We start from the raw sequence: 21,417 nt of genomic DNA on the forward strand, positions 1-21,417 counted from the left end.
TACCTATAGGAGAAACACGTAGAGGTTTCATTTGAAAATAGGATTGCATCTGACATAGATGGATACAATTTGTTCCCTACGTTTCAATCGATTTTCATATTCCATTCTATGAAACATTGTGACTCAAACACTGATGAACGATACCAACAATCAATTAAAAATACTCTTAGTGGAAGATGAAGCGATCATTGCGTTAACAGAAAAACGAAACCTAGAATCATATGGATATTCAGTACTTTGGGCGTCCAGTGGAGAAGATGCCATCGAACTGTTTAAGAACGATACTTCTATCAATATCATCCTGATGGATATCAATTTAGGAAATGGAATGGAAGGTACGGAAGCAGCAAACATTATTTTAAAGCATAAAGACATTCCACTCATATTTGTTTCTTCCCATACAGAAAAAGAAATCGTCACAAAAACAGAAGGAATCACTTCTTATGGTTATGTAGTTAAAAGTTCAACGATAACTGTCTTGGATGCCTCTATCAAAATGGCTTTAAAACTTTTTTATGCGAATCAAAAACTAAAAGAGTCGGAAGAGAAGTTTATGAAGGCATTCCAATTTTGTCCCACTCCAATGGCCATCCATGACTATACAAACCGAAATGTATTTATTGATTGTAACCCAGCTTTTATCGCGATCACCGGATACAAAAAAGAAGAGATCATCAGTAAAACGGCACTTGAATTAGGTCTATATGTATTCCCAGAAGAAAGAGAAACAGTCTTAATCCAATTCCAAGAGCAAGGGTATGTAAAAAATTTCAAAAACACTTTTAGAACGAAAACAGGGAAAGAACTAATTCGATTTCTTTCTCTTAGTAAAATCTTAATTTCCAATAAGGAACATATTTTTTCAGTCCAAACCGAATCACCCATCGAATATTTTGATATTTAATTGTTTCAATCAATCCTAACTTTCCCTTTTAGATTGGTATGTGTAATTCCTAGAAAATTCATTTACTTTCTTTCTTAAACCATTTACATTTAGAAGCGTATTAGGAATTTAATTTTGAACGATCAACAATTAATAGAAGCATATTTGAATCGTATTGGTTATCAGGGCCCACACAATCCTACCTTAGAATTACTTCACAATATTACATTAGCTCATGTGCGCAGTATCCCTTTTGAAAACTTAGATATTCTCTTGGGAAAAAGTATCAACATTAGTTTGGATGCAATGATTGAGAAATTAATCCATCAAAAACGTGGTGGTTATTGTTTTGAACAAAATGGTCTTCTATTGTATGTTTTGCAAATACTAGGATTTCAAGTGACTCCCATCAGTGCGAGAGTTCGATTGGATAGACCTAGGAATTTTACTCCCCCACGAACACATGTTTTTCTAAAGGTAGATCTTTCTGGAACTACATGGTTTACTGATGTTGGTGTAGGTGGGGTATCACTCACTTCTGCGATCCAATTCCTTCAAGATACAGAACAAATCACAAACCACGAAACAAGAAGAATTGTTTCTGAAGGAAATCGGTATTTCCATCAAGTCTTGTTTCCAAATGGATGGGTCGATGTTTGTGAATTTACATTGGAAGAAATGCCTCAAATTGATCGTGAGTTAGCCAATTGGTATACAAGTAACCATCCCAAATCACATTTCAAAGATCGCTTAATCGTTGCTAAAGCAGGAGATGATGGAAAACGAATTACACTCGTCAATCGAGAATATTCAGAACGTGACAAAAACGGAACTGCTCACAAAACAACCATCAATTCTCCGAAAGAATTAATTCATGTTTTGAAGGAAAAATTTAATCTTTCCTTTCCTATCGATACAGAATTTCAAACACCTGGAATACAATGGGACGTTTGAATTTAGAGACAAAAAATCGCAAAGATGCTTTACCAAGTTATTTGCTTCTCTATTTTTTCCTATAGAAAGCCTTTGATGAAAGATTTTACGCTTATGTTTTTAAAACTAACAATTCTATTCCTTTCTATTTTAATTTCAAACTGTGATTTTTCAAAGAGATTAGTTAAAAATGATGTAGATGCTAAATTTGTATATTATAATTTAGATTGCATTTTACTCAAAGAAGAAACACTTAATTGTAAGGTTTTATATGATTTGGAGCATGAACAATTTAACAATTTAAGTCTAAATGAAGCTGAAATTATTTTATTGTTATACAATATTTTATTTCAAGTGTCATTCTATGGAAAAGAATTAGGTTTCGAATACGGGAAAATAACGAAATGGGAATTAAGATTAAACACTTTAAAAAATAATCCAGTAGATTCCTTTGAAATTCAACTTCTGAAATCTGTTGAATTAACGAATATCCAAGGTTTCTCTTACCATTTAGCAATAAACAAACCTTTCCCTTTACAAGATGCAATTGATACATTCCAAAATATCGAGAGTAGATACAATAAAATTCAAAATCCAGTTCGTAAACCTGTGATCGATGCTAAAATCAATTTAGCATTCAAATACAAAATACAATCATTTATCAGACAAAGTGCTTATTATAATAATCGGTATCGATACGTCTCAAATCAAATTTTCAATGAATGCAAAACAGGAACAATCGACATATCGAAAAAAGAAAATATAATCTATACAGAAATTAATATCAAAGATAAAACATCTAATTTTAATTATATGGATGAAATCACTCCCAAAGAAAAAAAAGAGTCTTCAAGATTCATTAAATTTCAATCATATCCCTCTGAAATCATTATAGATTCTAATGAAGAGTCAGAAAGGATAATAATTAAGGAAGAAATACAATATTCGAATCTCTTGATTTCAATCGAATCCAATTTTCCAAAAAAACATAAGGATTGTTATATTAAAAAGTTAGATAACTTCATTTTTGAACTATTCAATCAAAAAGACTAGTAGTTTAGACTAAAAACCTCAAAGATTGGCGAAATTTCTGAATCTAACAGTTGCAACTCCTTTTTAATGTCCCACTTAGAAAAGAAGTTAGGGCAATCATAGTTTTTGATTGCAATTTATTTCCATCCATTTAGAGATGAACCCTCCAGGAGAGATTTTTTGAAAATCAAACAACTTCTACCAGTCACATACCTACTCTTAAATTATAAGGGCCGAATTGATAGAAAAGTGTATTGGATTGCCTCTTTGTTTATGTGGTCCAATTTTTACGTATTTTACCAAACATTGGATTATTGTTTGGGTGAGACAAGTACCTGGATCATTTATCCACTTATGCTTTGGGGCATTCTTGCCGTCTCCGCAAAACGATTTCATGATATCGGAAAGTCTGGAAATACAATTTTACTCACATTGATACCCATTCTTGGTCCTTTGGTAGTGATCTACTTTTTGGCCTTCAAAAAAGGAGACCCACAAAACAACCAATATGGTTCCGTTCCTGGATCAGAAATTGATTATTATAAAAACGATGATGGTAAAAGTATCCCCCACTTAAAATCAACAGAGGTCATCATCAATGATGTGACTCGCTTAAATCCTGTGATTGTTTCTTCCGTTTTTCGCCCAGTCACATTGGATGAATTGATCCAATTTGTTAAATCATCCACAGCTCCCATCTCAGTCGGTGGTGGGCGATTTAGTATGGGTGGCCAAACGGCAAGTCCAGGCTCGGTGCATATTGACATGCGAAAACTCAATCAAGTCATTGAGTACAATCCATCTGAAAAGTGGATTAAAGTCCAAGCGGGAATCCGTTGGTGTGACATCCAACATTATATCGATAAAGATGATTTGTCTGTTAAGATCATGCAAACATATGCAAACTTCACCGTGGGTGGTGCATTGAGTGTCAATTGCCATGGACGTTATATGGGGTTGGGTCCAGTTGTTCTATCAGTTCGATCCATTGAAGTGATCCTTGCAGATGGAAGTTTGATCAAAGCAAACAGAGATCAAAACACAGATGTATTTGCGGGGATGATTGGTGGTTACAATTCCATTGGTATCATTGCATCAGTAGAATTTGATTTGGATGAAAATGTTAAAGTCAAACAAGTCAGCAAAAAAATGAAAAAGAACCAATACTTCCAGTTTTTTAAATATAACATTCGGGAAGACAAAAAAGTAATTTTTCACAATGCAGACATTTACCCTCCTCAATACCAAAACATTCGAGCTGTTAGTTGGGAATTTACGTTAGACAAACCTACTGTGAAATCAAGATTTATGCCTTTGCAATCCTCCTACCCAATCCATCGTTATTTTTTCTGGGATTTTACAGAATCTCCATTTGGGAAATGGAGACGAGAATACATTGTGGATCCACTGCTATTTTTCTCCAAAAAAGTACATTGGAGGAATTATGAAGCAGGTTACGATGTTTTAGAATTAGAACCATCTGCGCGCGAAAAATCAACCTATGTATTACAAGAATACTTTGTTCCCATTGAAAAATTCAATGGGTTCTCAGATCGTTTGTGTGACATTTTAAAACGACACAAAGTCAATATGGTGAATATATCCGTTCGTCATGCAAAAGCAGATGAGGAAACGTATTTGTCTTGGGCACCCAAGGAAAGTTTTGCCTTTGTCTTGTATTACAAACAAAACGTAAACGAATCTGATAAACTAAAAGTGGCAGTATGGACTCGAGAACTCATGAATGCAAGTATTGAATTTGGAGGTAGTTATTATTTACCTTACCAAACCCATGCATCCAGAGAGATGTTTCAGAAAGCATATCCAAAATACAAAGAAATTTTTGCCCTAAAAGAAAAGTTAGATCCTAAGTTTCGATTCAAAAATATTTTCTGGGATACTTATTATAAAGAAAATCCAAAACCAGAATTGCCTGATTCTGCGTTTCACCGGATTTTTGCAAATGTTAAATGGAGTGATGCACTTTATCGTTTTTTGCAAGTGATCTTCAACCTTTATCCAGAAGAAAAATTCTTCCAATTGATTTACGATACCACCAAACAGTACAAAACCGATGAGGAAATTTATTCGCAAATTGTACAAAGATTAAATTCAATAAAACCTTTCCATGCAGATTTAACTTATGCATTACCTGCGCTCTTCAAACAAAAAAGAGAATTGTCTCTTCAGATTTTGGAACTTCTTGGTACCAATACAACCGTTAATGGGTATTTGGAAATTGGAACCACAGGAAGGTACATTTCGAGCTTACAACAAAAGCTAAAATTCAATCAAAACATTTATCTTGTAAATTCAGTTCCACCAAAAAACAATCCCGTTGATATACTCGAAAGAGGTGGGATCAAAAAAATTGGAACTTTTTTCCCTCTCAATGATTATGATCCAATTAGCAATGAAATACCATCTGAGAGCCTAGACCTTGTTACATGTCTCATTGGTTTACACCATATACAGTTACATAAATTAGATGCGTTTATCCAATCAATCCATCGTGTTCTCCGTGTGGGAGGTAAATTCATATTAAGAGATCATGATGTAAAAGATCCAGAAATGTTTGAATTTGTCTCCATAATCCATACAGTTTTTAACGCAGGTTTGAAGGAAACATGGGAATATGAATCTGCTGAATTTAAAAAATTCCGTTCCATTGAGGAATGGGTAGAGATTCTTAAAAAATTCAATCTCGAAGCAGGACCTGCGAGACTGCTACAAAAAGATGACCCATCTGACAATATTCTAATGATTTTTACAAAGGTATCAAAATGAGCCGATTGATCTTCACAACTTTAATTTCTTTTTCCCTTAGTATAAGCATTTGGACATCAAAACAATCTAGCACAGAATACATTGAAAAAGTCCCAAGTGAATGGATGGTGAATGATACAAAAACATACACTCCAAAAGAACACATTCGTCCTGGTGACCAAACATTCTTAACCTTTCCTGAATGGTATTTGGTTCATAGTCCCAAGGAACAGGCTATGTATTTTAGATCCAATACATCAAGCACCTTTCCTTATTGGGAACATGTTTTACAATTGTGGAAATCATATATGATTGTTTCTGACCAAATTTTAAATTCATATCAATTTAATTATGGATACCATCTAATGATTGTTGTGTTGACAGTCAGCACAACAGTTGAGTATGGAGCAAAGCAGATTTATGAAAAGATGATTGGTCGCATTACCGCAACCAACGAAGACCAGGCACTCACCGAAGAAGACAAATTTAACGCAAAATTCACCCAATCTTATGTAGATTTTATCTTACAAACCCCTTGGTATGAATATAATTTTTTCCAAGAACTCAAATCACTTTGGACAGAAGTTCCATTGTTTGGCGATCATATGATCCGAAAATGGGAAAGGCGTTATTATCTGACCACTGATATTTTTGTTAAAGCAGTTTATGGTTTTTTAATTAAAAAAGCAACAAAGGCCACTTATGAAGATCCCATTTTAGGAACTGCTATTGTATTGGATGAGAATATTCCAACCAATGAGAAAGTAAAATTATTAGATGGAAATGATCCATTTCATTCTGTGTATTTGGTCCCTCGGTATGCCGATTTCCATCCCACAATGGAATCGATCTTGATAGGCAAAACTGTCGAATTACACGAGATAGCTGGGAATACGTCAGCAACTTTGGTGACCATCCTATTAAAAAAAGATGAGAGTTTACCTAAACTTCCCGATTCAAAAACGGTATTCCGACAAGACATCATGACAAGACCCGGTGAAAATCGTTATGCAATTGTATCAAAAGTTCAAAACTTAAAAACCATATTGGAAATTTTAAGAGAACAAAACATAGAAGTCGAACATATTTACGATTTTTAAATACCAGTAACGTTAGGATCCTATGAAACTCATTAAGTATTTTATTTTGTTTGTTGGACTGGTTATTTTCTCAGTTTTTGCCTTCTATGCCAGTTTACGATTGTATCGAGAATCCCTTTCTCCGGAAGAAATTGCACCTAAAACAGGAAGATGGATCCCAAGTAATGATGTAAAGATCTACATCCAAGAGATGGGAGATCCAAAAAATCCAGCAGTTGTTTTGATCCATGGAATGGGTTCATGGAGTGAACTCTGGAGAGAAACAATGATTGATTTATCACAAAATGGATATTATGCGATAGCAATTGATTTGCCTCCTTTTGGTTTTTCCGAGAGACCTAAACCTACAGAATTAAAATCAATCCAACAAGGAAAACGAATCGTCTCGGTTATTGATGCATTAGGATTACAAAAAGTACATTTGCTTGGACACTCATTTGGTGGCGGTGCGACTCTACATACCGCACTCCTAATCCCGAATCGTATCCTTTCATTACAATTGGTAGATATTGCTGTAAACCTAGAAGAAAAAAAAGTTTTAACTCCTTCCGAACCAAATCTATTCGAAACATTTTGGAATTTATCACTCTTACGAAATAGACTTCTGGAAGTAACAGCAACAAACCCTCATTTAACTAAGATTTTGTTTAGCCAGTTTGTTCATTCATCTGATTGTATCACCGAAGAAAAGGTAAAGTTAATTCAAATGCCAATGCGAATCAAGGGAACCACTTCTTTTTTAGGTGATTGGTTGGGTGAATTTATTTTCCACTCCGATGATCTCTTAGCCAAAGATACAAGATTGTATGGTAACAATCTAAGGATGCCCATCGATTTAATTTGGGGAGATTTGGACACAGTGACACCAGTTGCAGATGGAGAAAAAATTAAATCCATACTCAACAACTCTCGTTTGCATATCATCCAAGGAGTTGGGCACATTCCACAGTTGGAATCACCAGAAAACTTCAACAAAATGTTGTTAAGGAATCTGAAAGAAGTAGAATCTAGATGAAAAATGACTCGCTTATGGAAATCAATAGAAGAAAAGGACAGTAACTCGATTTTAATCAGTTTGGATTTTGGTATGCAGATAAAAAATATTTTTCTCAAACTCTTATTACTCTCTCTACTAACAACATTAGATTCCTATCACCTTCTCTCTCAAACAAAAGGGAATGAGAGTAACAAAACACTTCCATTGTCTGGCGAAATTTGGTATGTAACAAGCCCTCGCGGATTGAATTTGAGATCAACTCCTTCTGAAAAATCCCAAGTTGTATCAAAACTTCCCAACAAAAGTAGTGTCAAAATTTTAAAACAAAATCAGGAGTTAGTCCAAGCGAAAATCAAATTCTTAGATGCGATCACACCTGAAACTAACAAACCAAACCAAATCCTTCTGGAAGGAACATGGGTAAAAGTAGAAATCAATGGAAAGGAAGGGTATGCATTCAGTCCACTCCTTAGCCCTTACCCACCAAGTCGAAATGACGAATTTAGAACTGGTTATGATATCACCCCTTATCTTGTTAGGATCTTTACTCTTAAAAAAATTTCCTCTGATAAAAAACAAATCGCAGAAGACCAAACCAGCTACACTCAAATTTTCGAATCATACAAATCGGAATTAGGTGTCACTCTAAATGTAGAACAGAGTGAAAATGAATATGGATGGGGAAAAGCTGTTTTATTTTTACCGAATTGGAAACTCGAAACAGCATTCGTATTTTTTTATTCCATCTTTTCATCACCTGATTTTAAAATAAAAGATTTGAGTTATATAAAAGAAACTTCGGCCGAATATTCTTTGGATGAAATTCCAAACACTATATCATTTCGAAAAAACAAAACAGGTGTCACGATTGAATGGGCATGGGGTGCAGATTAAAGTTTTCAATGGCCTCCTCCTCCGTGTCCTCCTCCACTAGACCCACCACTACTCCCTCCACCACTGCCAGAGGAAGAATGCCCGCCTCCTCCGGATGAAGAATGTCCTCCACCTCCAGAACGACTCCCTGACCGAGAAGATGAATTAGTTGAAAAGACAGAATTTTTTGTCGAATCACAACTGGAGTAACATCCCATGTACAGAACTGGACAAGTAAGATTCACTTGGTTTGTGTTTGTGGGAGAACTTTGCAATGTGATTAGATAACAAAGTGACTGGTCCGTAACACATTTTTTCCGACAACTATCGATTGAATGATTGGAAAACGTATTCGAACATTGGACAGTCAATAATAAGAAGATTATAGAAACGTATAATTTAGGTGAGAACATGAAGAGTTTCATTTCGCACCTTTCTCCTTCAATAATTTAACAATCTCTTCCCTTTCGGAAAGGAGAATTTCCGACAAGGCAGTGTGACCTTCATTTGTGACTACATTTGGATTTGCTCCAGCATCTAGTAAAATTTTAACAATTCTCGGATAACGATTATAAGCTGCCATCATTAAGGCAGTATGTCCGTTTCTAGTTTTTGCTTCTAAATCAACTCTCATAGAAACTAAGAGTGATACAATTTCTGTATGACCTTCTTTTGAGGCGATCATAAGTGGCGTTAGTCTTTCAAACGTATCTTCAGGAGTGTTTAAGTCGTATCCTTGTACAATTAATTGTCTGACTCTCTCTGTATTTCCAATTGCAACTTGGTAATACAAATTATAAAAACGATCTTCCGATCTCGTTTGTATATTCGCACATTGGATTGTCAAAAGTAAGAAACTGATTACAAAAAAATTGGTTCGTTTCATGATCGCATTTTCACATGACCGAACCAGTTTCGAAATAGTGGATTTCCGCAAATGTGGGAAACTACTATGTGTTCATTAACAAATTAGATATAAAATCGGAAAACAGATATCTCTCAACTGTTTTCTTTAAATCCATTTACTCCATGGAACAGAACCAAAATGATATAAACCTGACCAAATGGTAAACACCATTCCAAATGAACCGAACACAAAACATAGGATCCATTGTTTCCATTTGAGATGATGGTCTCTGAGTGCAAGGTATGTTAAGTACAGGTAGATTGGAAAATATAAGAAAATGGCAGTAAAGTAACCAGGTGAATATGCATTAAACTGAAACTGAGTGTAAATATGGAATACAAAATTCCAAAACTGTTGTCCAGAAACCCATAAAAATAATAAAAAGGTAGAAATCGAATTTTGCTTTTTGAATGCAAAAAATGTAAGTAGGAGTAGTACAACCATAAACATCAAATTGTTTATATAAAATACACTAACATCCATTTGGCCTTCTAAGATAGTAGTGACCCAATAAGAAAATCCGTTTGATTCTTCGATCACATGAAAAAAAAATGCAATTGGAAAGAGCCAAATCAATTTTTGGTAAAAGGAATGTTTTTCAAATTCGATCATATTTTCGTCTCCTATGTTCTTCAATTTCCTTAATAGGATACAATCTCGACGGAAAATGTATTGGTTCCTGCAGAAACAGGAAATCCAACTATCGGAGATAATGTTCCTGTTTCCGAAATCGTATACCCTGATACATTCCCATCTTGAGTATTAGAAGTATATAAATACTTTCCACTTTGGTCTATACTGATCCCAATTGGGCTAAATCCGGAATTAAATGGAGACCCACTAATAGTCGTTAATGTTCCATTCACTTGGTCAATTTTGTATGCAGAAATGGTACCTTGCCCTATTCCACTATTCGCAACATATAAAAATCGATTGAATGGATCGACAAGAGCATAAGCAGGAGCTGATCCTGCCATTATCGTTGATTGAGCTGTCAAAGTTCCAGTTGTTTGGTTCCTAACAAATGGAAAAACATCCTGTGAAAAGTAATTGGCTCCAAAGACAAATTGTCCATTGGGAGAGATTGCAACAGAAATGTTGTTCTCACTTGTATTATAAACACCTACGGATGTTAACGATCCACTAACAGAATCCAAACTAAAAGCTTGGATTCCAGATACACTAGCTGCTGCACCTGTAAGTCCAACATACACATGCCTCCCAGAGGAATCAAAAGCTAACCTACCGACAGCACCAGATGTTGGATTTAAAGTAGCAGTAGCAGGTGATAAAATTGAAATATTACCATTAACATCGATTGCCATTCTATGAATTTGTTGGGTGGTTTCGGAACTGGCAAACAGGTATTTTTCGGAAGGATCCATCGCTAATGAATAGGGAGTAGATGGTAGAACCAAATCAGAAGATTTAGTCGATAATACACCATTCTATGGATTCAGACTCAAGGTTGACACCGAAGTATTACCAACATTGGCAACATAAACGATTGTTCCAGAAGCGTTGGTAAGTGTAAACCGTGGACGATTTGTTAGTTGAAAAGGAGATCCTGGAACCAAGGTAATTTCACCAGTATTAGAATTGATCCGAAATACACTGATGTTACTTGTTGCGAAATTCGTTCCAACATTCGACACGAGTAAATAACGTGGGGTCTTAATTCGCTTTTGGAAAACTGTTCCGCCACAAAATTGAAATCGTTCACTCGTTGCGAGAAGTAGTATCATAGAATCTTTAAATGATTTTGAACTCGAATCACAGACAGAATTGAGCACCGTCGGTTTGCAATGAAAGGTAACTTCCATACTTACTAAAATGCAAATTAACACGAATAGACGATGGATGGGTTTCCTTAGTATGAATCCTAATGAATTGTGGATCCAAATTTTTGGTTCTTTCGATTCCATGGAGAATATAACTGAATCAGATGGAACCAATCAAAATAAAGTCAATTAATTGTTGAATTTAGAAAAATCTTTTATCTGTATTGCCATCAAAATCGATTTCCTAATTCTACTGCTCAATACATAGAAGATTGTTAAGTGTACCTCCATTCCCATAGGCAGATGTGATCGCTATCGCTCGGCTATCTTGCCAAGAAGTCACTCCGTATGTGCCACAATTAGCGGAAACACTATCCGACCAGGAAGTACATGTATGAGATGTATCTGTTTGCCAATCCCAAGACGGATTATTTTTGATCCCTGTCCAAATCCCTGTTGGTGCAGATACAGTAGTCGTTAATGAGCCGGTAAAGACACCATTCACATCTGATGTAAAAATGAAAGCTGAAGTGTTTACAGAATAATAACTGACATTAGGTGCAAATACCCAATCGATTTGTTCCGCGATTCCACCGACTGTGCAATTAACACTTGTACATGCTCTTCGATTCGAATCATCAACAAGTAAAGCTTTATACGTTCCAGATGCAGGTTTATTCGAATCAACCGAACATTTCGCATCGGCACCAGCAATACCTAGCAGATTGGCATTATAAGTCGTTGCCGTAACAAACAATTTGCAAGGAGAACAATGAGGTATCTTTGGGAAAGCAGAATTACTTGTTCTTTGCAGAGCCAAATTTAAAATTCCACATTGGCTTTCTGTATCAGCAGGATTGCAAAGATCCGCCTTTTTGCATTGGAAACAACATAAAAAGAATATACAATTTATAAATAGAATCCTTTTCATATTGGTTTGGATGATCATATCATCATTCTCTAATTTTAACATTTAAGAAATAATTTTTTCCCAACATTTGATGGGAATTCTTTTGTCACATTGAAAAAATGGAATCTTCTTTTCAGGAGATTTCCTGATAAAAAAATTACTGAACACCATTTAAATTCATTCGAATTAACGATACCAACTGTCGTAGTAAGTATGAAACAAAGGAATCAACTTTTACACCTTCCCAATTGTTTTCGGTTTCAAATTCCATTAACATTGGTATTGATTACTCTTGGTTTTGCCTTATCTTGTTCAGCCCTCCCAAATGAAATCACAGGAAAATCGGATGCAGACAATAACATGTTACTCTCCACTCTACTCCTCGTCCAACTTACCCAAACAAACGTCCCACCGACTGTAAAACAAAATTCAACTTATACTGTTTCCAAATCAACATTTGTGTATGCACAAGCTCTTAGCCATTCGAATTGGGGGACAAACACAACCAGCGTTGTCAATTTAAGTTTAGATTTATATCTACCCGAGAACGCACCTACAAACCGACCCGCAATGGTCCTCATCCATGGTGGAGGGTTCACAACAGGATCAAAAGAAGATACAAACATCGTTGAGATTGCCAATTATTTTGCCAGTCGTGGTTGGGTATGTATTTCCATCAACTATCGATTGGTATCTGCTTACGGAACACTTTCTACTGCCTGGGGAACGTATGTGTTAAACTCATCACTTACACCCACAGAAAAACAACAAAGTTATGCCATGTATCCAGCTGCTCGGGATGCAAAGGCTGCTGTTCGTTGGCTTTATGCCAATGCTTCCATATATGGAATTAACACTAATTATGTAACTGCATTAGGTGGTTCTGCTGGTTCTTTTTTAGCCAATATGTTAGGAATCACCAATGTAAGTGATTTTCGAGATGAAACTTTAACTTTAACTGATACCACTCTTTCGACGACAAACCTTTCAGCAGGTTCCAAAATCCACACCATCATTGACCATTGGGGTGGGATTAATCATATGACATACCTCCAAGCCATTACAGGGCAATCTAGGTTTGATAGTAACGATCCTCCAGTGAGCATCGTACATGGGACAGCTGATGCAGATGTTCCCTTTACACAAGCAGAAGCACTCCGAGATGCATACATTGCTTCTGGGGCATCCTATGAGTTTAATCCACTGGTAGGTGCTGGCCATGGGGCTTGGACAGCTACCATCAATGGTAAAACCTTATCTGAAAATGCATTCCAGTTCGTAACCACAAAACAAAAGCTAACTGTAAATTAAATGCTCGGGAGTCAATGTAATGTACGATTTTTTATATGGGCGCACATTTCCGGCTCTCCTTCGGCGAGGGCGCTCAGTCGATCCGGGGCGCAGCGGCACGATTCCATATCTGACATTCAAATCATTTTGTATCTTGAACAATAGAAATAGACTGTTCAAATCCAAACTATAATTTTACAATTGTTATCTGAATGAAAAAGATATACATTTTCTTATGTTTTTGGAGTCTAACAGCGATTTTAAGCTGTTCAAGTTTACCCGAAAAAGTAAATCCAATTTACAAGGGTTGCAAAATGAGCTTCCGATTAATAGAATTGTCTTCAGGGAGCCAAAAAAATAATTATTTGTATGCTACTGATCCTAAAATCAAAGTTTATCATAGCAGATACGAAGACTTATCTGATGTTTCAGAAGAATGGATTCGAGCCAAACAAAATGGAAAATACGGATTTATCAATACAGAAGATAAACTTGTTTTTGCTTACGATCTCGTATTCGTAGGTGATTATTCAAACGGATTTGCAGTATACCGTGATGGTGCCAGTTTTAGAGATCCCAAGGCATACTTAGATAAAAAAGGGAATCTTTTAGGGGATTTATCATTTGATGAGGCATATTCATTTCACAATGGTTATGCATTAGTTCAAAATGACGATAAATATGGAATTATAGATACAAAGGGAAAATTTATTTTACCAACAAAATATGATTTTCTAACCAATTTTCACAACGGATGGGCAGTATTCAAACGAGAAGAACACCAAGGTCTTGTGAATACAAATGGGATCGAAAAAAAATTTGTTCATGATCTTTATGATATAAAATCTTATTTTTATGAAGGGCATCTAACGTTTACTCATTACAAAAAAATGGGTTTAATGGATTCCAATTTTAAGATAATCATACCACCTAAATATGATTATTTGGGACAAGTAAAGGAAGGATTAATACGATTTCAATTGAATCATAAATGGGGATTTTTGGACGAAACGGGGAAAATTGTTATCGAACCAAAATTTGATGATGTTTATGATTTTTCAGAAGGATACGCAACAATAAAGATCAAAGAAAAATATGGAAAGATCAATAAACGAGGAGATTATTTAATAGAACCAAACATAGATTATATTGGTTCATTTAAAAATGGAATCGCCATTGCAGAAGAAAAGAAAAAAAAGGGTTTCATCACATTAGAAGCGGAATGGTTAGTTCCACCTATATTTGAAAGTGTAAGTGAAATCAAAGAAGGTATATTCAGTTATAAACTAAACAATTTATGGGGATTTGTCAATTTAAGAGGATGCATTCATAGATGAAAAAAATTACCTGGTTATTGATTTTTACGATCGTTACTTCAATCTTAATTGCGATTCCACCCCAAGTCAAACAGCTAAAATCATTGGGTTTTTCAATGGAAGTTCCAGTTATATGGGATGAAGTATCAACAGAAGAGTTTCAGGAAAATCTCCAACGTGTCAATTTAGGTTCGCCAACGTTTAATAAACTGTTACAAGAAAATTCAGAGATTCCGATCATTTCACTTCGAAAAGGAGACCTAGAGAATGATGAGTATTTGACTACAGTCAATGTCAAAATACAAAAAAACAATTTGGAATTTAGAAACATACCTAAGACATTACGAAAATTGTTATTTTATGTTTCACTTGAGTTGAAAAATTTTGACTATTTAATTGAACCAAAATCAGTTCGGATCAATGGAAATTTAGCAGGTTATAGTCTTTTTTCCTATTCTATCTATAATGAAAAAGAAGAAGAAAAAAAAATTATTTCAGCAGTTTGGATTTTCCCTCAAAAAGATTTTTATTATTTCATTGGTTCTGGAATTCCATTTGATGACTTCGAACCTAGATTGAATGAAATCAAATCAATGATTGCCACTGTCAAAATCGATTCTAAGTCTCTTTAGATTACAATTCAACTGTATACAATTTTAGTGTTTTCAAAATTTTATAAATTCAAACCGATATGAATCTAAATTTAATTATTCCTATCTCTACTTCTTTCCTCCTCATCATACTCGCTTTTATCCATATGTATTGGGCGTTTGGTGGTTTATGGCCAGGAAAGAATCAACAAGATTTAGTTAATAAAGTTTTTGGAAGAGGAACTCATTTTCCATCACCATTCAGTTGTTTTGTGGTAGCCATTGGCTTGGTTTTGTTTTCAAGTTTACCGGTTATATGGTTGGTTCGAAACGATTTGGAATTTAGTCCAGAAATCACCAATCTGATTCGGTATGGTATGATTTTTGTGGCAATCGTATTTCTTTTAAGAGGAATTCTGGGTTATCTCCCTTGGGTCACAAAACATTGGGAGCCAATCTTTGTACGATATACAAAACGAATTTACAACCCACTCTCTCTTCTGATAGGTTTTTCATTTTTAATGATGAGTATTTAAGCGAATGTGCAATGAATTGAAAGCAAGAGAGGAAAGAAACACAATCGATTCAAAATATCGATTGTGTTTTTATTCATAGAACTACTTTGATAGTTTAATTTTTTCTCATACAATAAGTCAAAGCAATGTTTTTAGGACGAGTTTCTCTTGCGATTTTTGGAGTACCGTTTATTCCATCTGTCTTTATTGTACTAGCAGATCCTCCACTGTAATTAGTGGAACCGATCGTAGGTGAATCTCTTGTAACAAGGATTGATCCCGTGACGCCTGAATAAGAAGCATATTCACCTTGAATATCGTGAAAATGTCCTTGGAAGGCATCATCTTGAAAATTTCCTAATGCTCTTATTCCATCTGGATCTCTCAATGTACTTCCGCTATTGTCTTTTCCTCGGATGAAAGCTCCTCTTAAATCAGGAGTGCCGTTCGTTCCATCTGCAGGAGCCCAACCTTCTGGGCAGTTGTTTAGATAAAATGCAACAACCGCACCTTCTGGAGCAGCAATGAGAAAGTTTTGATTGATCCTTGCAGAACTAATCACTTCTCCTGGAGCAAATAAGTTCATCGCTGCAGCAGCTGCCACTAAACTTGTTGTAAAAAATCCTAATGTAATCCCAACACCTTTATAAAATCCACTTCTTAAATATTCTTTAATATTACCTTTCATTTGTTTTTTCCTCTTAAATTATTTAAACGTCTTAATTAAATATACATGTAGAATCAAAAGTTCCTACATCATACTGACAAAGTATTCCAAACCCTTTTACTAAAATATTGTATGTAGATGTAAATCCACCTAAACTTACCGAAATTGTTCCTGTTTTGTCAGTTGGGTGATAGGATGCGTTGAACTTTCCAAATTCCGAAAAGGGATCACCAAATCCTCCAATGATTGGTTCCGAAGTGAATGTGGGGTGTACAAATATGAAATTATTAAATGCATCATACCCTGCTGCATCTAACGCAGTTGTCGTTCCAGCATTCACTTGGAATGGATTCGGTAACTCAGCTGAGTTATATAGCACAACCATCCTCACCATAATACCTGGATATACATTAATCGGCATGGAAAGATTAAGATTTCCATAACTTGCTTGGATGTAGGACCCACCAATTACTTGTGCTGTGTAACGTGCACTTAACCAATTTGGTCGTGATGTTACTCCTTTTCCACCAGCAAAGGTCATTGTTTCAGCTGGTACCGGGTAATACGTTGCAGATGAATTTCCTTTCACTTGAATGGTCAAGTCTCTTGAAAAACCAGCAGTCATCCTGGTGATTGTATTTTGAAACCGAATTGGTGTTACACTATCTCTTATATCACCACTTATTGTATCAAAGGAAGTTGGTGCAGTTGTTGGCCGAGTGACTCTTGCATTTAACGAATCATAAACCTCAATGTAGTATTCTAAACCGGCTGCAAAAATATCTGACCCAGGAATTTTAGCTTGGTAAAATTGACCAGTACCATCATTTTCATCGGGCAACATAACAATACTTTTGAAAATAGAACCACTGCCTTGGGTTCTATAATAAAATCTTGCCGTCACTATTGCAGATGCATCCCAATCAAGAATACTCGTTCTTACAACGGCTGGTAGTCCTTCGATCAATCGACCGGGGAAAAAAGTAGCACCACCGATTGTTGGAGGATTGTTAGTTAATACTAAATTTTGAGCCGTTAGAATATAATTTGAGAAGTGATAAATAGAAGTTGTGACACAATGGTTCACTAAGTCAACATCGCCACCATAACTAATATATCGTTTCGTTGCGGGATCATAGTGTTGTATCTGCAACGTTTTCTCACTTTTACCTTGCAAAAATTCAGGTCGACCATCATAACAAATTTTCATTTGTGCTGGTTTGTTGAATTGCAAATTCTCAGGCCCGAACTTATAGGCAACTTGGAGGGGTACAATCGAATCAGTTGCCGGTGGCAATCCTGTCTCCGAATACGTAATCACTGTTTCTTCATCTAACGCACCTAATGGTATCGTTAAACTCATGGTTGGAGCTTGGATTACAGCGCCAGTTTCAGGTGTAACAACAACTGAACTAGATGCAAAAAAAGAACCAAACATAAACATTTTGTTAAAATTGGAAATCTTGTTATCACCGCTGCACATAATCAAATTGCAACAACTAACAACAAAGATCACAATCAATACTTTGCGCATGTTTTTTTACCTTTTAGTTTTTTCAAATATACGAATCAATGATAGGAATTGATTGATTCCTTCATTGACAATGTCGCCAAATCTGAGTAATCCGAATGTAACAGTCAACTAATTTTTCGCATAACATAGAATTTTCATATACCAATTATTGTTCGTTAATGTAGAAAACATCTTCATAGAACATATATTCTTATACTTATCCCTAATTTATTGAATGAGTGATCTATAATATTTGTTATATTACTGTTAGGATTGACGTGAATTGGAATTTGTTTCAAAATCTTGAACTGAATTCAAAATGAAAACAAAGGATTTGAAATTCAAATTTTCTCTTACAAACTGAGGTTTTATGTAACATTTTGTTAGAAAATTTCTAATTTGCCCATGCCGAAGTCCAAAATGTACTTCCAAGACAACACAAAGTCTATATAAAAAGGCGAATGAGAAAAGTTGTCTTTGGAATCAATGTATCGTCGGATGGATTTTATGGTCATACAGGCATGGTTGTCGATGAAGACCTACACCAATACTTCACCGATTTTTTAAAACAATCAGATCAAATCCTCTATGGACGTATCACGTATGACTTAATGGTTCCATTTTGGCCTGATGTAGCAAAAAATAAATCCATGTCGAACGTTAGTAATGAATTTGCTGACGTTTTTACTTCCCTTCAAAAAATTCTCTTTTCTCATTCGGTTAAACAGGTATCAGATCCCAACACAACCATCGCTACTCGGTCTCTGGAGGAGGAAGTAAAATATCTTAAAAAACAAGTTGGAAAGGACATTAGTGTTGGTAGTTTAAGTATCGCTTCTCAACTTTCGAGTCTCGGTCTCATCGATGAATATCGATTTGTCATCCATCCCGTCATTGTGGGAAAAGGTCCTAGGTTATTTAGTGATCATCCTTTAGAAACACCCGTTAGATTAGATTTGATAGAAATCAAAACGTTTTCCTCGGGAAATATCGCACACCATTACAAAACAAGAAGAGAGAAATAAAGTATGGAACCTACTTTAGAACACCATCAAAAAATTGCCAAAATGTCTTTTGCCTCCGTATATCCTATGTATGTCGCAAAAGTTGAAAAAAAAGGAAGAACTGTAAAAGAATTAAACCAAGTGATCGAATGGCTCACTTCCTTTGATGAGAAAAAAATAAAAGAATTGATTAATGAAAATGTTACCTTTGATACATTTTTTTCAAAAGCTTCCTTAAATGAAAATGCAACCATGATCAAAGGAATGATTTGTGGGTATCGTGTCGAAGAAATCCAAAACCCGTTAACCAAAAAAGTAAGGTACTTAGACAAACTTGTTGATGAGTTGGCTAAAGGGAAATCAATCGATAAAATCTTAAGAAAATAAAAAGATACTAATAAATACCAAATGAAATCAAAAATAACTCTACCTTTGATATTCGTTTTTGTTCTTTCTCCACTTTCCATTTTTGGAGAATCAAAACTCTTCATGATGTATGGAATTAAACTCGGTCAAAAACGAAATTTAGTTTCCGATCTTTATGGCAAACCCTTTAAATCGCATACATTTGAAGATGGATATAGTTACGATGCCTACAAATTAGACGAACATATCTTAGTTGTGGAATCTGAGAACAAAAGACCAGACTTAGTGTGGGCGATTCAAATCCAAGGAAATAAAAATCCTAAATTCTATGGTCTAAATGAGATAAATTTAGGAGATCCAATAGAAAAGGTTGTCTCTGTCTTTGGCAAACCAGACGAAATCAGAAAGGCCTTTGATGAAGAAACGAAAGAAGAATTATCTACAATACAATATTACTCATACGATCGTAGTAGAAATTTCAGCATTGAAGTTCAGAATCAAAAAGTCTCAAGCATCAAACTTACTTTTAAGGGATCGGCTAATGTAAGCGAAACCCTGGACATCAATGAAACATTTAGAATCTTAAAGGACAAAAACATATACCAAATTGCTCAACTATTGGATCAAAATTTTTTGCTAAAAGAGAAAGACAAAAAAGAATTCAAAATTTCTGGAAATCCAATTCAGACATTAAGTTCTAAAAATGAAATATCAAATCGAATCTTATTTCTGCAAAACTCCCTTATCAATCTGAATCCAAATGAAATATCGGAAAATTTAGACCTAAGGAACAACGAACAATATATTTTTGGAAAGTATTTAAAATTAAAATCAGGCGAAGAGATTATCCATTTATTCTTTTTAAAAACGTATGAAGGATGGACTCTAAGAGAAGTTAATATCGAAACTACTCTTAAATCTTCGGAATGAAATTTTCAAAGGGATCTGCTAAAACCATGAAAGCGTATTCAAACAAGGTAAATAAAATGAAACAATATTCCATACTATTACTCTTTTTCGTTTTCCCAACTCTACTTTTGGGAAATGAAATTAATTCAAAAACACTAAGTGATTACGAACCGATTTTAAGAAATGCAATTACACAATTTGAAACTGTATTTAAATCTTCACCTAAAAAACATGATCTAGTCGAACAAAAGGTTAATTTTATGATAAGCCAAGCCATGAAAGGCGAAATTACTTTTTTAATCGATGTAAATGGCAGTCAAGATTTATCAGCAATGGGTTTTGTTGATTTTTACAATGAAAATAAAAAACCAGCAATTGTTATAGGAACTTACTTTTTAGATCAATTCGATAAAAATCCAAGTATATTCTATTCTGCCTTAGTACATGAATTTACTCATGCATATGATTTTTTTAATAGCCAACGATATTTTTTATTTTATAAAAATAATCGAATTGTAAAAGCACTCTTTGAAGCTGATGCATACGCAATTGAATCATTATTCATTCAAAATTATCTGGTAACTCAAAAAATCAAATTAACAAAATTCGAATTGTTTTTAATTGATGATTTTGAAAAAACACAATTATCTAAAATCATATTGATCAATCAAATAGCTAGTTTACCGTTATTACATGCATTCCTCGAAATCAGAGATTCAAAAGATACTATTGAGAAAAAAGTCACTTCATTGAATGACATTGGAAAAAACTTAATTGATAAATTTGATTCAATTAAAAGTCTAAAAGACTATGATAATAAGATGGAAATAATTGCATTTTATTTCACTTATCATTTACTCTTGGACCAATTAGTTTACGATATAGAACAAAAGGAAAGTGAAGTGATGATTGAACCGGAAACCTTTTCACTTCAAAAATACCCGACACTTTATCAGACAAAAAAACAAATTTCTGAAAAAGTAAAATCTTATGAGAATGAATTTGAAAATTATATTGTAAAAGAAAACCAACGGATTCGAACCGAAATATAATTGAAACTACTGA

At 34.7% G+C, this 21,417-nt stretch carries 22 protein-coding genes; 15 read left to right on the top strand and 7 right to left on the bottom strand.

Translation table 11 applies throughout. The features are described 5' to 3' along the window. Positions 1 to 118: 118 nt before the first annotated feature. The 7 genes from ND855_RS14365 (at position 119) to ND855_RS14395 (ending at position 8,605) form a co-directional block, all read left to right on the top strand. Entirely contained in the window at positions 119 to 904 is a 786-nt protein-coding gene (locus tag ND855_RS14365; RefSeq protein WP_265358896.1) for a response regulator, read from the top strand. A gap of 114 nt (positions 905 to 1,018) precedes the next feature. Continuing rightward, on the top strand, positions 1,019 to 1,837 hold the full coding sequence (locus ND855_RS14370; protein ID WP_265358897.1) for an arylamine N-acetyltransferase family protein: 819 nt from the start codon (positions 1,019 to 1,021) through the stop codon (positions 1,835 to 1,837). Positions 1,838 to 1,912: 75 nt separating this feature from the next. Continuing rightward, positions 1,913 to 2,869, top strand: coding sequence for a hypothetical protein (locus ND855_RS14375; RefSeq protein WP_265358898.1), 957 nt, complete (start codon positions 1,913 to 1,915; stop codon positions 2,867 to 2,869). 159 nt (positions 2,870 to 3,028) lie between these two features. Then, positions 3,029 to 5,635: an FAD-binding protein gene (locus ND855_RS14380; RefSeq protein WP_265358899.1), complete on the top strand. Its 2,607-nt coding sequence runs from the start codon at positions 3,029 to 3,031 to the stop codon at positions 5,633 to 5,635. Further along, a complete protein-coding gene (locus tag ND855_RS14385; protein ID WP_265358900.1) occupies positions 5,632 to 6,714 on the top strand; it encodes a hypothetical protein in 1,083 nt (360 codons plus the stop codon). The genes ND855_RS14380 and ND855_RS14385 overlap by 4 nt, the downstream gene beginning before the upstream one ends. 22 nt (positions 6,715 to 6,736) lie before the next feature. Next, positions 6,737 to 7,729 carry an alpha/beta fold hydrolase gene (locus ND855_RS14390; protein ID WP_265358901.1) on the top strand — a complete coding sequence of 331 codons (993 nt, stop codon included), beginning with the start codon at positions 6,737 to 6,739 and terminating at the stop codon, positions 7,727 to 7,729. Positions 7,730 to 7,732: 3 nt separating this feature from the next. Next, a complete protein-coding gene (locus tag ND855_RS14395; protein ID WP_265358902.1) occupies positions 7,733 to 8,605 on the top strand; it encodes an SH3 domain-containing protein in 873 nt (290 codons plus the stop codon). A 400-nt stretch (positions 8,606 to 9,005) separates the two neighbouring features. On the opposite strand, the gene ND855_RS14400 is transcribed toward ND855_RS14395, so the two are convergent. The 5 genes from ND855_RS14400 to ND855_RS14420 all read right to left on the bottom strand — a co-directional run bounded on the left by ND855_RS14400 (position 9,006) and on the right by ND855_RS14420 (position 12,245). Further along, positions 9,006 to 9,470 (bottom strand): ankyrin repeat domain-containing protein, encoded by a 465-nt coding sequence (locus ND855_RS14400; RefSeq protein ID WP_265358903.1) that lies wholly within the window; start codon positions 9,468 to 9,470, stop codon positions 9,006 to 9,008. Between the two features lie 126 nt (positions 9,471 to 9,596). Continuing rightward, positions 9,597 to 10,103 (bottom strand): HXXEE domain-containing protein, encoded by a 507-nt coding sequence (locus ND855_RS14405; protein ID WP_265358904.1) that lies wholly within the window; start codon positions 10,101 to 10,103, stop codon positions 9,597 to 9,599. 29 nt (positions 10,104 to 10,132) lie between these two features. Continuing rightward, a complete protein-coding gene (locus tag ND855_RS14410; protein ID WP_265358905.1) occupies positions 10,133 to 10,909 on the bottom strand; it encodes a lactonase family protein in 777 nt (258 codons plus the stop codon). Positions 10,910 to 10,939: 30 nt separating this feature from the next. Further along, positions 10,940 to 11,236 (bottom strand): beta-propeller fold lactonase family protein, encoded by a 297-nt coding sequence (locus ND855_RS14415; protein ID WP_265358906.1) that lies wholly within the window; start codon positions 11,234 to 11,236, stop codon positions 10,940 to 10,942. A gap of 286 nt (positions 11,237 to 11,522) precedes the next feature. Continuing rightward, the gene (locus tag ND855_RS14420; RefSeq protein WP_265358907.1) at positions 11,523 to 12,245 is read right to left on the bottom strand and encodes a DUF1554 domain-containing protein; all 723 of its coding nucleotides are present in this window, start codon (positions 12,243 to 12,245) and stop codon (positions 11,523 to 11,525) included. Positions 12,246 to 12,395: 150 nt separating this feature from the next. On the opposite strand from ND855_RS14420, the gene ND855_RS14425 reads away from it, so the two are divergent. From ND855_RS14425 to ND855_RS14440, 4 genes are all read left to right on the top strand, one after another. Then, positions 12,396 to 13,493, top strand: a complete 1,098-nt coding sequence (locus tag ND855_RS14425; RefSeq protein ID WP_265358908.1) for an alpha/beta hydrolase — start codon at positions 12,396 to 12,398, stop codon at positions 13,491 to 13,493. A gap of 293 nt (positions 13,494 to 13,786) precedes the next feature. Next, positions 13,787 to 14,809 (top strand): WG repeat-containing protein, encoded by a 1,023-nt coding sequence (locus tag ND855_RS14430; protein WP_265358909.1) that lies wholly within the window; start codon positions 13,787 to 13,789, stop codon positions 14,807 to 14,809. After that, positions 14,806 to 15,420, top strand: a complete 615-nt coding sequence (locus ND855_RS14435) for a hypothetical protein (protein WP_265358910.1) — start codon at positions 14,806 to 14,808, stop codon at positions 15,418 to 15,420. Before ND855_RS14430 ends, ND855_RS14435 begins: the two co-directional genes overlap by 4 nt. Positions 15,421 to 15,479: 59 nt before the next feature. Then, on the top strand, positions 15,480 to 15,914 hold the full coding sequence (locus tag ND855_RS14440; RefSeq protein ID WP_265358911.1) for a DUF3995 domain-containing protein: 435 nt from the start codon (positions 15,480 to 15,482) through the stop codon (positions 15,912 to 15,914). 94 nt (positions 15,915 to 16,008) lie between these two features. On the opposite strand, the gene ND855_RS14445 is transcribed toward ND855_RS14440, so the two are convergent. Both ND855_RS14445 and ND855_RS14450 read right to left on the bottom strand, forming a co-directional pair. Then, positions 16,009 to 16,581 carry a phage tail protein gene (locus tag ND855_RS14445; protein ID WP_265358912.1) on the bottom strand — a complete coding sequence of 191 codons (573 nt, stop codon included), beginning with the start codon at positions 16,579 to 16,581 and terminating at the stop codon, positions 16,009 to 16,011. A 31-nt stretch (positions 16,582 to 16,612) separates the two neighbouring features. Further along, complete coding sequence (locus ND855_RS14450; protein ID WP_265358913.1) at positions 16,613 to 17,998, bottom strand: hypothetical protein; 1,386 nt, start codon at positions 17,996 to 17,998, stop codon at positions 16,613 to 16,615. 536 nt (positions 17,999 to 18,534) lie between these two features. Between ND855_RS14450 and ND855_RS14455 the strand changes: the two genes are divergently transcribed. The 4 genes from ND855_RS14455 to ND855_RS14470 are packed head-to-tail and all read left to right on the top strand — an operon-like array spanning position 18,535 to position 21,404. Further along, positions 18,535 to 19,098, top strand: coding sequence for a dihydrofolate reductase family protein (locus tag ND855_RS14455; RefSeq protein WP_265358914.1), 564 nt, complete (start codon positions 18,535 to 18,537; stop codon positions 19,096 to 19,098). A 3-nt stretch (positions 19,099 to 19,101) separates the two neighbouring features. Beyond that, positions 19,102 to 19,464 carry a DUF2200 domain-containing protein gene (locus tag ND855_RS14460; protein ID WP_265358915.1) on the top strand — a complete coding sequence of 121 codons (363 nt, stop codon included), beginning with the start codon at positions 19,102 to 19,104 and terminating at the stop codon, positions 19,462 to 19,464. 21 nt (positions 19,465 to 19,485) lie between these two features. After that, complete coding sequence (locus ND855_RS14465; protein WP_265358916.1) at positions 19,486 to 20,373, top strand: hypothetical protein; 888 nt, start codon at positions 19,486 to 19,488, stop codon at positions 20,371 to 20,373. A gap of 56 nt (positions 20,374 to 20,429) precedes the next feature. Next, positions 20,430 to 21,404, top strand: a complete 975-nt coding sequence (locus ND855_RS14470) for a hypothetical protein (RefSeq protein WP_265358917.1) — start codon at positions 20,430 to 20,432, stop codon at positions 21,402 to 21,404. Positions 21,405 to 21,417: the final 13 nt, after the last annotated feature.

The organism is Leptospira paudalimensis, from assembly GCF_026151345.1.
In the GTDB taxonomy this organism is placed as follows: Bacteria; Spirochaetota; Leptospiria; order Leptospirales; family Leptospiraceae; genus Leptospira_A; species Leptospira_A paudalimensis.